This is a genomic window from Hymenobacter metallicola, assembly GCF_004745645.1.
Lineage (GTDB): Bacteria > Bacteroidota > Bacteroidia > Cytophagales > Hymenobacteraceae > Hymenobacter > Hymenobacter metallicola.
Map to the genome: position 1 here is coordinate 98,750 of NZ_SRMB01000003.1, position 15,651 is coordinate 114,400.

The 15,651-nt window shown below is 57.1% G+C and carries 13 protein-coding genes; 4 read left to right on the top strand and 9 right to left on the bottom strand.

What is annotated here, in order from left to right; all coding sequences use genetic code 11:
• Positions 1-52 precede the first annotated feature (52 nt).
• The 6 genes from E5K02_RS15650 to E5K02_RS15675 form a co-directional block, all read right to left on the bottom strand.
• Entirely contained in the window at positions 53-1,840 is a 1,788-nt protein-coding gene (locus tag E5K02_RS15650) for an acyl-CoA dehydrogenase family protein (RefSeq protein ID WP_135396160.1), read from the bottom strand.
• Positions 1,841-2,036: 196 nt separating this feature from the next.
• Positions 2,037-2,360 carry a 50S ribosome-binding protein YggL gene (locus E5K02_RS15655; RefSeq protein ID WP_135396161.1) on the bottom strand — a complete coding sequence of 108 codons (324 nt, stop codon included), beginning with the start codon at positions 2,358-2,360 and terminating at the stop codon, positions 2,037-2,039.
• A 544-nt stretch (positions 2,361-2,904) separates the two neighbouring features.
• The gene (locus E5K02_RS15660) at positions 2,905-4,083 is read right to left on the bottom strand and encodes an acetyl-CoA C-acyltransferase (protein ID WP_135396162.1); all 1,179 of its coding nucleotides are present in this window, start codon (positions 4,081-4,083) and stop codon (positions 2,905-2,907) included.
• A 183-nt stretch (positions 4,084-4,266) separates the two neighbouring features.
• Positions 4,267-6,675, bottom strand: coding sequence for a 3-hydroxyacyl-CoA dehydrogenase/enoyl-CoA hydratase family protein (locus E5K02_RS15665; protein ID WP_135396163.1), 2,409 nt, complete (start codon positions 6,673-6,675; stop codon positions 4,267-4,269).
• Positions 6,676-6,820: 145 nt separating this feature from the next.
• The gene (locus tag E5K02_RS15670; protein ID WP_135396164.1) at positions 6,821-7,297 is read right to left on the bottom strand and encodes a MarR family winged helix-turn-helix transcriptional regulator; all 477 of its coding nucleotides are present in this window, start codon (positions 7,295-7,297) and stop codon (positions 6,821-6,823) included.
• A 143-nt stretch (positions 7,298-7,440) separates the two neighbouring features.
• Complete coding sequence (locus tag E5K02_RS15675) at positions 7,441-9,219, bottom strand: AMP-dependent synthetase/ligase (RefSeq protein ID WP_135396165.1); 1,779 nt, start codon at positions 9,217-9,219, stop codon at positions 7,441-7,443.
• A gap of 232 nt (positions 9,220-9,451) precedes the next feature.
• Here E5K02_RS15675 and E5K02_RS15680 point away from each other — a divergent pair, with 232 nt between their 5' ends.
• From E5K02_RS15680 to E5K02_RS15695, 4 genes are all read left to right on the top strand, one after another.
• Complete coding sequence (locus E5K02_RS15680) at positions 9,452-10,600, top strand: formimidoylglutamase (RefSeq protein ID WP_135396166.1); 1,149 nt, start codon at positions 9,452-9,454, stop codon at positions 10,598-10,600.
• Positions 10,601-10,658: 58 nt separating this feature from the next.
• Complete coding sequence (locus E5K02_RS15685; protein ID WP_206025972.1) at positions 10,659-10,964, top strand: cytochrome b5 domain-containing protein; 306 nt, start codon at positions 10,659-10,661, stop codon at positions 10,962-10,964.
• 52 nt (positions 10,965-11,016) lie between these two features.
• Positions 11,017-11,823, top strand: a complete 807-nt coding sequence (murQ, locus tag E5K02_RS15690; RefSeq protein WP_135396167.1) for an N-acetylmuramic acid 6-phosphate etherase — start codon at positions 11,017-11,019, stop codon at positions 11,821-11,823.
• Between the two features lie 128 nt (positions 11,824-11,951).
• Positions 11,952-12,518, top strand: coding sequence for a hypothetical protein (locus E5K02_RS15695; RefSeq protein ID WP_135396168.1), 567 nt, complete (start codon positions 11,952-11,954; stop codon positions 12,516-12,518).
• Between the two features lie 87 nt (positions 12,519-12,605).
• On the opposite strand, the gene E5K02_RS15700 is transcribed toward E5K02_RS15695, so the two are convergent.
• The 3 genes from E5K02_RS15700 to era all read right to left on the bottom strand — a co-directional run bounded on the left by E5K02_RS15700 (position 12,606) and on the right by era (position 15,426).
• Positions 12,606-12,884: a hypothetical protein gene (locus E5K02_RS15700; RefSeq protein ID WP_135396169.1), complete on the bottom strand. Its 279-nt coding sequence runs from the start codon at positions 12,882-12,884 to the stop codon at positions 12,606-12,608.
• Between the two features lie 173 nt (positions 12,885-13,057).
• Positions 13,058-14,380, bottom strand: a complete 1,323-nt coding sequence (gene der, locus E5K02_RS15705; RefSeq protein WP_135396170.1) for a ribosome biogenesis GTPase Der — start codon at positions 14,378-14,380, stop codon at positions 13,058-13,060.
• 146 nt (positions 14,381-14,526) lie between these two features.
• Positions 14,527-15,426, bottom strand: a complete 900-nt coding sequence (era, locus tag E5K02_RS15710) for a GTPase Era (protein ID WP_135396171.1) — start codon at positions 15,424-15,426, stop codon at positions 14,527-14,529.
• Positions 15,427-15,651 lie beyond the last annotated feature (225 nt).

The window sequence follows — 15,651 nt, forward strand, 5'->3', positions numbered from 1 at the left end:
GCCGTTCCTAGCTTAGGAACGGCTTTTTTTATAAACCAAAACCAATTATTGCTTAGAAGCTGTACTCGTTGGCGGCAATCAGCACGTCGGCTACGCGGCGGCGGGCTTCCTTGGCATTGTAAAGGTCCGCTTTGGTGAAACGCTTCAGGCCCATAGCCAGCAGCTTCTGCTCGTCGCCCTCGGTCATGGTGCCGATGGCATCCTTGCCGAACTTGTTTACCTGGTCTACGGTGTCGTAGAGGTAGATGCGGGCAATGTCAATCTGCGGAGCAACGGCTTCCTCGCCTTTCACGCCGGCTTCTTTCTCCACGCGCAGAATGGTGCTTTCAGCAGTGTAGACTTTGATGGCCATGTCGGCAATGTTCATCAGTACTTCCTGCTCTTTGGCCAGGGAGTTCATGTACTTCTGCACGGCCGTACCAGCTACCATCAGGATGGCCTTCTTCAGCTTGGCAATGGTCTTTTTCTCGGCGGCAAACAGGCCGGTTTCCTCTTCGGTCGAGAAGTCGGGAATAGCCATCAGCTCCTGCTGCACGGCCTGGGCGGGGCCCATCAAATCCAGCTCGCCTTTCAGGGCCTTCTTCAGGATCATGTCCACGGCCAGCATGCGGTTGATTTCGTTCGTGCCCTCGAAGATGCGGTTGATGCGCGAATCCCGGTAAGCGCGGTCCATGGGGTAGTCGGCCGAGAAGCCGTAGCCGCCGTACACCTGCACGCCCTCGTCCACCACGTAGTCGAGTACTTCCGAGCCTTCTACTTTCAGAATGGCGCACTCCACGGCAAACTCGCGGGCAGCACCCAGCAGGGCTTCGTTGTGGCTCTGGCCTTTGCTGAGCAGCTCCTGCTCCATGCGGGCAATGTCCATACCGGCGCGGTAGATGGCCGACTCCACGGCGTAAATGCGCACGGCCTGCTGGGCCAGCTTGTACTTGATGGCGCCAAACTTGGCAATCGGCATCTTGAACTGTACCCGCTCGTTGGCGTAGCGGATACTCAGCGTCGAGGCCATTTTGGTGGCGCCCAGGCAGGCAGCCGCCAGCTTGATACGGCCGATGTTCAGAATGTTGAAGGCAATGAGGTGACCCTTGCCGATTTCGCCCAGCACGGCCGACTTCGGCACTTTCACATCCGAGAGGAATACCTGACGAGTAGAAGAGCCTTTAATGCCCATCTTGTGCTCCTCGTTGCCGAGGCTCAGGCCGGGCGTGCCTTTCTCCACGATGAAGCCGGTGAACTTGTCACCATCCACTTGGGCGAAAACCACGAATACGTCGGCGAAGCCACCGTTGGTAATCCACATTTTCTGACCGTTGAGCACGTAATGCTCGCCATCTTCGGTCAGGATGGCTTTGGTTTTGGCACCCAGGGCGTCGGAGCCCGAGCCGGGCTCGGTCAGGCAGTAGGCACCCATCAGCTCACCGCTGGTCAGGCCGGGCAGGTATTTGGTTTTCTGCTCCTCGTTGCCGAAGTACAGAATGGGCAGCATGGCAATGCCGGTGTGCGCGGCAAAAGCTACCGGGAACGAGTGGCCACCGCCCACGCCTTCCGTCACGCGCAGCGAGGTCGGGAAGTCCATGTTCAGTCCGCCGTACTCCTCGGGGATGCTCACCCCAAATAAGCCCAACTGACCGGCTTTTTCCATCAGGCCGCGCATCAGGCCTTCTTCGTGGTTGTCGAGGCGCTCCAGTAGGGGCTGCACTTCTTTTTCCACGAAATCCAGCGCGGTCTGGTGCATCATGTTCTGCTCCTCCGAGAAGTCGGCGGGGGTAAATACGTCTTGGGCGTCGGTTTCCTTGATGATGAATTCGCCGCCTTTTACAAGCTTTTGGGATACTTCCATGGCCAGGGTGAGAGTTGGGTTAAGGAATGTTTTATGTCGAAAGTCTAAGGGAGAAGTGCTCGGCTTGCCTACTATTTATAACGCTAAGCAGACCGAATACATTCGTACCGAAATATACGTAATTATGTTATGCTTGCCGAGTACTTTGCTTGAAAAAAAGAAGCCCCAGCGCACTGAGGCTTCCGAGTTCATTTATTTACTGGTCGCGAAACGGACCGTAGTAGGCGTCGGTCAACTCGGAGCTGGTGGCTTCGGCTATTTCGGGCCGAGCCGTCAGCCACTGCTGGAGCTGGTCACGCTTTTCCCGGGCCTGGGCTTCGGAAAGGCGCTTCACGGGCGTAGCGGCAAAATCGTCGAGGGCTCCGCCGATAATCAACTCGAAGGTTTCAATCTGTTCGAGCAGCACATCCGAGAAATCCAGGTAGCTGTCGGGCTTATCCTCCTTCAAGCGGTAGGATACGTTCCAGCTGAATTCCTTGAATTCCTGGCGGTGGGTTTTCTTACGCAGGCGTTTTTTCATGACCTAAGCTAAGCAAGAACTTCGACTCGAACCGGGCGCGGCCTGAGTTTTCCGGTGGAGAAGCGCTGCCACGCTTTCCGGCCAGCCCGGTCCGAGTCGAAGTGAAAAAGGGTATTTCAGCAACTCGGGCAAACAGCTCAATGCTTGGTTTAGCGAGCTACACCGAGCAAGGGGCCGCAGCCTCTGTTTTTTTAAATTATCCGTGCCCGGTGAAGCCGCGCGCAAAGTCCTTCAAGCATATGTAGATGAACCACAACAGCCCCGTAAGCAGAGCGAACAGCAGATGTGCCCGGGACAGCGAATACTGGTTTCGCACCATCGTCAGTACGAGCAGCACCAGATTCGCTATACAACCAAAGCGGACTAGGGTGTAGAACAAATGGTCCGACTTGACCTCATCGGTGCAGAGAGATACTACCCAGACGAAGAGGATGCCCCCATTCAGTAGTAGCGGTGAGCGGCCAAGCACTCCATCTGTTTGGAACATGACGACTGGCGGGGTTACTGCTCAGGTAAGCTCGGAATCCTTTGCTGGCAACAGGTGCTACTTCAGCAGCTCGTAGATGCCGGCTACGCCCTGGCCGCCGCCCACGCAGGCGGTTACCATGCCGTACTTCTGGCCCCGAGCCCGCAGCTCGTGGAAGAGCTGAATGCTGAGCTTAGCGCCCGAGCAGCCCAGCGGGTGGCCCAGGGCAATGGCGCCGCCGTTCACGTTCAGCTTGCTTTCGTCGATGCCCAGCTCCCGCACCACGGCAATGGACTGGGAAGCAAAGGCCTCGTTGAGCTCAAACAGGTCGATGTCGTCGAGCTTCATACCCGCCTGCTTCAGCGCCTTCGGCACAGCCTTAATCGGGCCCATGCCCATGATGCGCGGGTCGATGCCTTCGGTGGCGTAGGTTACCATGCGGGCAATGGGCTCCAGGTTGAGCTCCTTCACCATGCGCTCCGACATGACGATAACAAAAGCCGCGCCGTCGGACGTCTGGGACGAGTTGCCGGCCGTGACGGTGCCATTAGCGGCGAATACCGGACGCAGCTTGGCCAGGGCTTCCACCGAGGTATCGGCGCGGGGGCCTTCGTCGGTATCGACTACAAACGAACGGGTTTTCTTCTTGCCGGTGGCTTGGTCGAGGTAGGTTTCCTCCACGGTAATCGGCACAATCTGCTCCTTGAACTTGCCGGCCTCAATGGCCTTGATGGCCTTCTGGTGGGAGTTGTAGGAGAATACGTCCTGGTCTTCGCGGGAAATCTTGTAGTCGTTGGCTACGGCCTCGGCCGTCAGGCCCATGCCCAGGTAATAGTCGGGGTGCTTTTTCGACAGGTTGTAGTTGGGCACCGTCTTCCAGCCCACGGTGGGCACCATGCTCATGCTTTCGGTACCGCCGGCCACGATGCAGTCGGCCATGCCGGCGGCAATTTTACCGGCGGCCATGGCAATGGTTTCCACGCCCGAGCCGCAGTAGCGGTTTACAATCAGGCCCGATACGTTCATGGGCAAAGCCAGAAGTGAAATCAGGCGGCCCATCTGCAGGCCCTGCTCGGCTTCGGGCACGGCATTGCCCACAATCACGTCGTCGATGCGCGTGGGGTCGAGGGCGGGTACAGAGGCTACGAGGTGTTTGATGACGTCCGCGGCCAAATCGTCGGGACGGGTGAAGCGGAAACCGCCACGGGTGGCTTTACCAACGGCAGTGCGGTAACCGGCTACGATATATGCGTTCATTGTAGTGAAGTCTTAGAAAAGGTGGGATTAGAGCTACTTTTTTCTAGTTCCCCTCCTTTTCAAGGAGGGGTGCCCGAAGGGCGGGGTGGTTATTAGAGCTAAAGAGTTAAAGCTGGTATTCGTTCAACGCATGGACCACCCCTAGCCCCTCCTTGAAAAAAGGAGGGGAACTAGTGTTTAGCTCTAGTTTCTCAAAGGTTTGCCCGTCGTCAGGATGCTCTGGATACGCTCCAGGGTTTTCCGCTCGCCGGTCAGACTCAGGAAAGCTTCGCGCTCCAGGTCCAGCAGGTACTGCTCGCTCACGTTGGTCGGCGACGACAAATCCCCGCCGGTCATGACGAAGGCCAGCTTGTTGGCAATCTTCACGTCGTGGTCGGAAATGTAGTTGCCGGCGCGCATGGCATGAACGCCGGTCAGGAACATGGCCAGGGCACCTTTGCCGTGCACCTTGATGTCGGTCTTCTGCACGGGCTGGGTGTAGCCGGCTTCGGCCAGGGCAATGGCTTCGGCCTTGGCCGTGGCAATGAGGCGGTTGTTGTTAACCACCACTTCGTCGCCGCGGCGCAGGAAGCCCAGGTCGAAGGCCTCGGCAGCCGAGGTCGACACCTTGGCGGTGCTGATGGTCACGAAGGCGTTGCGGAGCAGGTTGAACTCGGGCTCCCCTTCCTCGTACTTGGCGGCCGTGCGCAAAGTCATTTCCTTGGTGCCACCGCCGGCCGGAATCAGGCCCACGCCGAACTCCACCAGGCCCATGTAGGTTTCGGCTGCGGCCACCACCTTGTCGGCGTGCAGGTTCAGCTCGCAGCCCCCGCCCAAAGCCAGGCCGTGGGGCGTGCCCACCACCGGAATGCTGCTGTAGCGCATGCGCATCATGGCATTCTGGAACTGGGCAATCATCATGTTAATCTCGTCATACTCCTGGTCGAGGGCGTACATGTACACCAGGCCCAGATTGGCGCCGGCCGAGAAGTTGGGCGCGTCGTTGCCGACGACCATGCCTCGGAAATCCTTTTCGGCAATGTCCACGCCCTTCATCAGGCCCTGAATCACGTCGGAGCCCAGGGTATTCATCTTGGAGTGGAACTCTACGTTCAGGATACCGTCGCCGAGGTCGAGGACCGAAGCCCCGGCGTTTTTCCAGATGACTTTGCCCGTAGCGCGCAGGTTGTCGAGGATGACGAAATTTTCCACGCCGGGAATAGCCTGGTAGGACTTCGATTCCAGGTCGTAGAACTGCTTTACGCCCTGCTCATTCACCTTGTAGAAAGTGGTGTTGCCGGCAGCCAGCATTTCGGCTACCCAGGGAGCTACGTTGCGGCCACCGGCCTGGGCCAGTTCCAGGCCTTTCTGTACGCCCAGAGCATCCCAGGTTTCAAACGGGCCCAGCTCCCAGCCGAAGCCGGCGCGCAGGGCGTCGTCAATCTTGTAGAGCTGGTCGGTGATTTCCGGAATCCGGTTCGAGACGTAGGCAAACAGGCTGCCGAAGCTCTGGCGGTAGAAGTCGGCGGCCTTGTCTTTGCCGGCCACCAGCACCTTGAACCGGTCGGCTACCTTGTCGATGGCCTTGGTAGCTTCCAGAGAGGCAAACTTCACCTTCTGGCTGGGCTTGTACTCCAGCGTGTTCAAATCCAGGGCGTGGATTTCGGACTTGCCGCCTTCTCCCTTCACTTTCTTGTAGAAACCCTGGCCGGTTTTGTCGCCCAACCACTTGTTCTCGCCCATCTTCTTGACGAAGTCGGGCAGCACGAAGACGTCCTTGGCTTCGTCGTTGGGCAGGCCCTGGGCCAGACCGTTGGTTACGTTGATGGTCGTGTCGAGGCCCACCACGTCGGAAGTGCGCAGCGTAGCCGACTTGGCGTGGCCGATAACCGGGCCGGTCAGCTTATCCACTTCCTCCACCGTCAGGCCCAGGCGCTGCATGGTCTGCATCACATCGAGCATGGCGAATACGCCCACGCGGTTGGCAATAAAGCCGGGCGTGTCCTTGGCCAGTACGGTGGTTTTGCCCAGGTACAGGTCGCCGTAGTGCATCAGGAAATCCACCACCGACTGGTCCGTCTCGGGCGTCGGGATGATTTCGAGCAGCTTCAGGTAGCGGGGCGGGTTGAAGAAGTGGGTGCCGGCGAAGTGCTTGCGGAAGTCCTCCGAGCGACCTTCGGCCATCAAATGAATCGGAATACCCGAAGTGTTCGACGTAATCAGGGTGCCGGGCTTGCGGTACTGCTCGATCCGCTCAAAGAGGCTCTTCTTGATGTCGAGGCGCTCGACCACGACTTCAATCGTCCAGTCGCAGGTGGCAATGTCCTTGAGGTTGTCGTCGAAGTTGCCGGTCTTGATGCGCGCGGCGTCGGCCTTGCGGTAAATCGGCGAGGGATTGGACTTCACGGCTGCGTCGAGCGAGGCATTCACGATGCGGTTTTTCACCGCCGCCGCGTCCAGCGTCAGGCCCTTCTTTTCCTCGTCGGGAGTCAGCTCCTTGGGAGCAATATCGAGCAATAACACCTGCACGCCGATGTTGGCGAAGTGCAGCGCAATGCGCGAGCCCATCACACCGGAGCCCAATACGGCTACTTTTTTGATAATACGATTCATTCGGGAAGGAATGAGGTGGGTGAGAAATGAAAGATTCAGGTGGAAAGCCCGGTGCTCAACTACTCGTCATGCCGAGTTAATTCAAGCACGAAGCCACGCTACTTGGTTGACTATCAGAAAGCAAAAACACTCCGGGCCGGCGCCGTTAGGCGGCCGGCTCGGAGCGCAGGGGTTTCAATTTGAAATCGTCAAAGAGGGTTTTGCCCTCAATCATGCCCGTAATCTGGCCCACGACCTTGAACATGACTTCCAGCTGGGCCTGGGGGATTTTTTCCCGCACCTTCTGGTTGAAGTGGCGCACGGTCTGGCGCGAAACTTCCTTTTTGCGCAGGCCTTCCTCGGTCAGGAAAATGCGGACCGAGCGTTTGTCCTGGGTGTCAGCTTGCTTGTAGATCAGGCCTTTTTCCTCCATCGAGCGTAAAATGCGGGTCAGGCTGCGGGTTTCGAGGCCCAGCAGGGGCGCAATTTTGGTAGCCGGAGTACCACTTTCCTGATCTATATTGAGCAGGACAAAGCCGATGCTGGTGGTAATATCGTGCTTGGCGGCCTGGGTATTGTACATGCGTGAAATGGCATGCCAGGCTACTTTGATGTTATAATCGACGGTTTCTTCCGGTGTCATGGGGGTGGTGAAGTCCGGTAAACATACAAAGAATATGTTATGCTTGCATACTAAATATACAGAAAAAAGTTTGGGCCCGGCCAGCATTTCATTGACGGAAATACTGGCCGGGCCCAAACTTTAATTTTTCTAAATACCCGGGGCTAGCGGTGGGCCTCTTGGTGGTAAAGGCTCTCGATAAGGTCTTTATTATTCTCGGTGATGATCTTGCGCTTGACCTTCATGGTAGGCGTCATTTCGCCGGTTTCCACGGTCCACTGCTGGGGCAGCAGCACGATTTTCTTGACCTGCTCCCACTGGGCGAAGCTCTGGTTGTACTTCTTGACCAGGTCTTCATACATCTGCACCACTTTCTCATTCTTGATGAGTTCTTCGTTGGAGCAGTTGCAGTCCACGCCGTTGCGCTTGCACCAGCCTTTCAGGTCGTCGAAGGAAGGGATAAGCAGGGCGGCAGGGAATTTCTGGTCGGCCCCGACTACCATGCACTGCTCTACCAGCGGCGACTCTTTGAGCTTGCCCTCAATCACCTGCGGGGCAATGTACTTGCCGCCCGAGGTCTTGAACATCTCCTTTTTGCGGTCCGTGATTTTGAGGAAGCGTCCGTTGACAAACTCGCCAATGTCGCCGGTGTGAAACCAGCCGTCGGCGTCAATTTCCTTGGCCGTCAGGTCGGGCTTGTTGTAGTAGCCCTTCATCACGGAGGCCGATTTGGTCAGAATCTCGCCGTCTTCGGCAATTTTCACCTGCATGTTGTCGATGAGCGGGCCCACCGTGCCAATCATGTTGTTTTCGGGCTCAAAGCCGCCGACGGCAATAACGGGCGAGGTTTCCGTCAGTCCATAGCCTTCCATCACCCGGATACCGGCCGCCCAGAACACCCGGGCCAGACGGGGCTGCAGGGCGCCGCCGCCGGATACGATGCACTTCAGGTTGCCGCCCAAGGCCTCTCGCCACTTGTTAAAGATGAGCTTGTTGGCCAGGGCCAGCTGAGCGTTGTAGAAGAGGCCGTGGTCTTTTTGGGTGTCGTATTTCAGCCCCAGGTCCAGGGCCCAGAAAAACAGATTTTTCTTGACACCTTCTAACTGGTGCCCTTTGGCCACAATCTTATCATACACCTTTTCCAGCAGGCGGGGCACGGTAGTGAAAATCTGGGGCTGTACCTCGCGCAGGTTATCGGCAATGACCTCCATGCTTTCGGCGTAGTAAATACTCACGCTGTTAATCATGTAGAGGTAGGTCACCATCCGCTCGAAGATGTGGCAGAGCGGCAGAAAGCTCAGGGCCTTGTCGTCCTTGGTGACGGGCACGAAGGGCTGGGAGTTGCGGCAGTTGCTCAGGATGTTGTCGTGGCTGAGCATCACCCCTTTGGGGTTGCCGGTGGTGCCGGAGGTATAGATAAGAGTAAGCAGGTCGTCGGGCTGCACGGCGGCTTTGAGGGGCTCCAGCGTGGCGGCGTCGCCTTTCTTGCCCAGCTCCAGCAGTTCGCTGAAGTGGCGGGCTCCCTCCACCTTGTCGAACGTAAACACGTGCTTGACCTCGGGTAGTTCGGCCGTGGCCTCTTTTACCTTGGCATAAAGCTTCTCATCGGCCACGAATACGGCTTTGACCCCGGCGTCGGTGAAGATATACTTGTAGTCTTCAACTGTAATGCTGGGATACATCGGCACGCTGGTAGCGCCTATCTGGGCAATGCCGAAGTCGGCAAACATCCACTCGGGCCGGTTCATGGAGATGATGGCGACCTTATCATCCTTTTTAATCCCAAGCTGTAACAGCCCTAGGCTAACCTGATTGGCGTGCTCAATGACCTGCTGAGTACTGATTTTTTGCCAGTCTCCATTGATTTTGGCGGCCAGGGAGTCGGCTTTGGGGGCAGTGGCAAGTTGGTGCGACAGAATATCAAAAGAGCGGCGGACTTCCATTGTAGAGAGAAATACTAGTTGGTGGGAAACGCGGAGAAAAGAGCAGAATGGCCGATTCTGTAACGTCGGGCGGAGCTAAAGTGTCTGGAGCAAGGTGCCAAGACAGCTTAAATAAATAGATTTTTTGGCGTAATGCCTATTACGGATCAGGTTGACTCGTGGGTTAAGGCTGAAAAACTGGATGGGGTGGCGGGTTTTGCTTAGTTTTGTCTGCCTGCACTGTTCGCGCCCGATGAATCTGGCCATCTTCTTTGATCCGCTCCGCGAGGAGCTTACCGCCGCTACGGCAGCTTCTACGACGCTTGCCAACTATGCCACGCGCTTTCTGGACTCGTTTCCGGATTGGCGCACGGCTGACTTGGCTCTTATTGGGCTGAATGAATGGCGGGGCAGCGCCGGCGCAGCGCCCGAAACCCACGGCGCGGATGAGGTGCGCCGCCGCTTTTACCAGTTGCAAAAAGGCACCGGTAGTCTTCGCCTGGTAGATTTAGGCAACCTGCGCCCCGGCCTGACCCTGGAAGACACCTACCTGCGGCTGCGCGAAATTGTAGCCACCCTGCTGGAGCACAATACCGTCCCGATTTTGCTGGGCGGCAGCCAGGACCTGGACTACGGGCAATTTTTAGCCTACGAAACTCTGGAGCGGCCGGTGAGCTTTGCCATGGTCGATTCGCGGGTGGATATGGCCGAGCACGATACGGCTCCGGCCGAAGACTCGCACCTGCGCCGTATCCTGATGCACGAACCCAATTTCGTGTTCAATTTCGCCCAACTGGCCCACCAGCAGTATTTGGTCGCGCCCGACGTGCTGGCCGCCCTGGAAAAGCTGCACTTCGAGACCCTGCGTTTGGGGCAAGTGCGCGACGATATCCGCCAGGCGGAACCCCTGCTGCGCCAAGCCGACTTCGTAAGCTTCGACGTAGCGGCTCTGCGCTGGAACGACGCCCCAGCCTATTACCCGGCGAATCCCTTTGGCCTGACCAACGAGGAAGCCGCCAAGCTGGCCTGGTACGCCGGCCACAACGACCAGCTCAGCTCTTTCGGCCTCTACGGCTACCGCCCCGACCACGACGTGCACGGCCTAGCCGCCAGCGCCTTGGCCACGATGCTCTGGTATTTTATTGAAGGCTACTACCACCGCCGCGGCGAAACAGACTTTCAAAGCCGCCGCTTTATCCGCTACGCCGTGGGGTTACCGGGCTCTCCGGCCAAGCTGGTGTTCTACAAGGCCAAGCGCACCGAAAAGTGGTGGCTGGAAGTTGAAAGCCTAGCCGACAGCGCCGTGAAGCGCATTGTGCCCTGCAGCTACGAAGACTACTTTAAAGCGGCCCAGGGCGACCTGCCCAACCGCTGGATTCTCACGCAGGCTTTGTTGGGGTAGACTTTGGCCGTGCTTTCCGTATTTGCCTAGGCAGCATATACTGTCTCCTATTTCGCTGATGAATTCTTTCCAGTCTGAGTTAAACGACGAAAAACAACCCGCTAAGCCCGAGTTGCCCGAATACTCGCTGGCCCAACTGGCCTTGCGCAACGGGCAGGACCGAGACGAAATCTGGGTAGGCTACAATGGGTTGATTTACGACGTGACCCGCTCTCGCCTGTGGCGCCGCGGCAACCATTACGAACACTGGGCCGGGCAGGACTTAACCCAAGAGCTGCAAAAAGATGCGCCACACACGGAGCACGTTTTCGACAAGTTTCACGCCATTGGCCGACTGAAAGTACCTACCTCAGCCGCCTCGTAACGTTATAGAGTATTTACAGCCAGCGTTGCCCCATCTCCCAACCGTACTTCCCTTGAGCACCACCGAAAGCCCTTCCCACTTCAATAACCTCGAAACCCTCTCGACGCGGGAGCTACTTGCTGGCATTAACAGCGTAGACCAGACCGTGCCGCAAGTGGTAGCCCGGGCCCTGCCGCAGATTGAGGCCTTGGTAGAAGCAACGGTGGAACGGCTGCAGCGCGGGGGCCGCCTGTTCTACATTGGAGCCGGCACCAGCGGCCGACTCGGGGTTCTGGACGCCTCGGAGTGCCCTCCTACCTTTGGCGTGCCACAAGGCCTGGTCATTGGCCTTATTGCCGGCGGCGACACTGCTATTCGCCAGGCCGTGGAAAATGCCGAGGACGATGCCCAGCAAGCCTGGCGCGACCTGACCGCGCACAACATCAACGACGACGACATGCTCGTGGGCATTGCCGCTTCGGGCCGCACACCCTACGTTATTGGCGGCATGGCCATAGCCCGGCGGCATGGCATTGCCACGGGCTGCATCGTGTGCAACCCCGATTCATCTGTTGCGGCCCTGGCCGATTTTCCGGTGGAGGTTGTCACCGGCCCCGAGTTTGTGACTGGTAGCACCCGCATGAAAGCCGGTACGGCCCAGAAGCTGGTGCTCAACATGCTTACCACCGCTACCATGATTCGACTGGGTAAGGTAAAAGGCAATAAGATGGTGGATATGCAGCTCTCCAACCTCAAGCTCGTGGACCGCGGGGAACGAATGATTATGGAAGAGTTGGGCATCGGCCAAGACAAAGCCGCTGAGTTACTTAAGCTGCATGGTTCGGTGCGGGCGGCATTGGCCGCTTACCACGGGCACTAATTCCGGCGGGCTGCAGTGCGGCTGTCTTGACGACTGAGCGAACAGATAGCGCCTATTGCGCGTTATCAAGAAGCCATTTTAGCCGAGCAACTGCGTTACGTGGGGCCGGCAGTAATCTAGCTAGCCCCATGCATACCATTGAGCCCCATTATAACTGGATAGAGCAGTACTCTGCGTCGGAAGACCCCCGCTCCCCACTGTTCGAAGCTGAAAACAGCCTCGATACCTTTACCAATACTATTTACGGTTACTACATTCACCCGCAGTGGGACAGCCTCGACTCCGACACACTGTTCCTGAAAATCCTGTTTGTAGACTACGACGAAGGTATTGGCATCATCGAGTTCATTGGGGAATGGAACGATGCCATCGAAAACGACATCATGAGCCTGAAGCGCAACATCATTGATTTGATGGTGCACGAGGGTATCCGCAAGTTTATTCTGGTCGGCGAAAACGTATTCAATTTCCACGGCTCCGACGATTCGTACTACGAAGAGTGGTTTGAGGACGTGGAGGACGGCTGGATTGCGGGCATCAACTTTCAGGAGCACGTTATCCGGGAAATGCACCAGTACAATGTGGATAACTATATCAACTTCGGTGGACAACTCGACGAGCTGCCTTGGCGCACCTACCCTCCACGCAAGCTGGTGCAGGTCGTTGATGGGTTACTGCGCCGCCGGCTGGGGTAGCATGGTAAGTCAACCTGGTTTGCAGACATAAAAAAAGAGGCTCCCTGATTCAGGGAGCCTCTTTTTTGCCTTATTCAGGCAGTGCAATTACTGCTGGGTCGTGGTAGCGCCACCGGCGGGAGCGGGAGTAGCCTGGCTGGGGTTAGCATCAGCGGCATCTTCCATAGCGTCAGCCTTAGCTTCGGTAGCATTTTCTACCGAGTCAGCACCAGCTTCGTTGCCTGCATCTTCCATAGCGTCAGCTTTGGCTTCGCCAGCTTCTTCTACTTGCTCAGCAGCGTTTTCTTGAGCGTTTTCAGTCTTGCTGTCGCACGAAGCGAAGGTGAACGAAGCAGCAGCCAGAGCAAGGAACAGAACCTTTTTCATGATGAGAGGAATTAAGGGGGTTGTTGAAAATTCAAGTCAGTTTAAGCCGAATCGGACGCCAAGTGCGGGGCAGCTCGTCGCTAGATTCGGGGTTTTATACTTCCCCCCCCGATAAGGTAACCCAACAGTAGAAAAATTATTCCACCCTTTGGCTCAACTACCTACCGCTCAGCTTACTTTTTGCGGAAGATGATGCCGATGGGTACGCCGCCGAAGTCGAAATTCTCGCGCAGGCGGTTTTCCAGGTAGCGCGTGTACGACTCGCTCACATACTGGGGCAGATTGCAGAAGAAGGCAAACACCGGGTTGTGCGTGGGCAGCTGCGTCACGTACTTGATGCGCACCATTTTGCCCTTCGTCGACGGCGGCTGGTGCTCCTCAATCACGCGCAGCATCACCTCGTTGAGCTGGGAAGTCGGGATTTTCTTTGTCTTGTTCTCGTACACCTGAATGGCCGTTTCAATGGCCTTGTGCACGCGCTGCTTGGTGAGCACCGAGGTGAAGATGATGGGCGGATAGGCAATGGGCGCTATCTTTTCATAAATCTGCTCCTCGATTTTTTTGGTCGTGTTGGTTTCCTTGTCTTCGACCAGGTCCCACTTATTCACCAGAATCACGATGCCCTTGCGGTTTTTGTCGGCCAGGCCGATGATGTTCACGTCCTGGGCCTCAATGCCGCGAGTAGCGTCGAGCATCACGATGCAGACGTCGGACTCTTCCATGGCCCGGATGGAGCGGAGCACGGAGTAGAATTCGATGTCCTCTTTCACCTTGGTCTTACGACGCAGGCCGGCGGTGTCAATGAGGATAAACTCGTTGCCGAAAGCGTTGTAGCGCGTCTTGATGGCGTCGCGGGTGGTGCCGGCAATGTCGGTTACGATGGTACGTTCCTCGCCCAGCAGCAGGTTTACCAGGCTCGACTTGCCCACGTTGGGGCGGCCAACCACGGCAATCTTGGGCAGGCCTTCGTCCTGTACTTCCTCCCACGGATCTTCGAAGTGCGACACCACCGCGTCGAGTAAGTCGCCGGTACCGGAGCCGCTCTGCGACGAGATGGTGAAAATGTCGCCGTCGCCGACGCCCAGGGCGTAGAACTCGCCGGCCGCGTGGGCCCGGGCGTTGGTATCGGCCTTGTTGGCTACCAAGTAGATTGGTTTTTTGCCCTGGTAGCGGCGCAGCACGTTGGCAAACTCCTCATCGAGGCCGTGCAAACCGGCGTCCACGTCGACCATGAACAGCACCACATCGGCCTCGTCGATGGCCAGCTTTACCTGGCGGCGGATGCCTTCCTCGAACACGTCGTCGGAGCCGTGCACGTAGCCACCGGTATCGATAACGGTAAAGTGCTTGCCGATCCACTCGCCGTAGCCGTAGTGCCGGTCGCGGGTTACGCCGCTTTGGTTGTCCATGATGGCCTTGCGGTGACCCACGAGGCGGTTGAACAGGGTGGATTTGCCCACGTTGGGGCGGCCCACAATAGCAATGGTATTCTTCATGCGTCTGACTCCAGCCGCCGGCCCGACCAGTTTCGGCAGTGCCCGGAGTAGTTAAGTGAATGTGAGGTCGGAATGCGTTAGAACTTAGAAGTAAGAACTCGGAAGTTAGACTGGACAGTCATTTAGTCTGAGTTCTAAGCTCTACTTTATTGGCTGTAGCCGAAGCGGTTCAGGGCCTTGGGGTCGGTGCGCCAGTTTTCGTTGACTTTGACGTGGGTTTCGAGGAAGACTTTCTTCTGGAAGAATTTCTCCATTTCCTCCCGAGCCCAGGTGCCGACTTTCTTCAGCGCCTCGCCTTTCTGGCCGATGATAATGCCTTTCTGGCTGGCCCGCTCCACGTAGATGGTGGCCCGGATACGGATGATGTCTTCTTCCTCTTTGAACTCCTCAATGCCGACTTCGCAGCTGTAGGGGACTTCCTTTTTGTAGAGCTTGAAGATTTTCTCCCGAATCATCTCGGCGGCGAAGAAACGCTCCGGCTTGTCGGTGAGTTCATCCTTGGGGTAATAAGCCGGGTGCTCGGGCAGGTAGCCCAGCACGAGGTCGAGCAGTTCGCCGGTGCCGAACTTTTCGAGGGCCGAAATGGGCAGTACGCGGGCCGCGTTGGGCAGCTGCTCGCGCCAGTAGTCCACCTTGGCTTCCACCTCGGCCTGATCGGCCTGGTCGATTTTGTTGACCAGCAGCAGAATCGGCGTGTCCACCATCTTGCGCAGGCGCTCTACTACCGGCTCCTCGTCGTGCTTTTCGTAGATATCGGTGACAAACAGGATGACGTCGGCGTCTTCCAAGGAGCTGTACACGAACGACATCATGGCGTTGTGCAGCTCGTACTTAGGCTGAATGATGCCGGGTGTATCGGAGTAGACCAGCTGGAAGTCGTCGCCGTTCAGAATACCCAGGATGCGGTGGCGCGTGGTCTGGGCTTTGCTGGTGACAATGCTGAGCCGCTCGCCCATCAGGGCGTTCATCAGCGTCGACTTGCCCACGTTGGGCTTGCCGATAATGCTCACAAAGCCAGCGCGGTGCGGTTTAGGTTCGGGATTCACGGAGGTTTTCTAAATAAGTCTGCAAAGGTACTGCTTTATAGGCAGATGCGCATTGTCTGGTCCAAAATCGGACAGGTAGACACCGGAGCAAGCCTCTCGATTTTCGTTTTTAGTCAATCGGTTTACGGATTCGGTCAGCAATGCCGGCCGCCGACCAGCAGACCTTTGTGTGGTAGTCCTTTTACTTCCCACCCTCTTCCTGACCGCCATGTTTATTGGGCATTA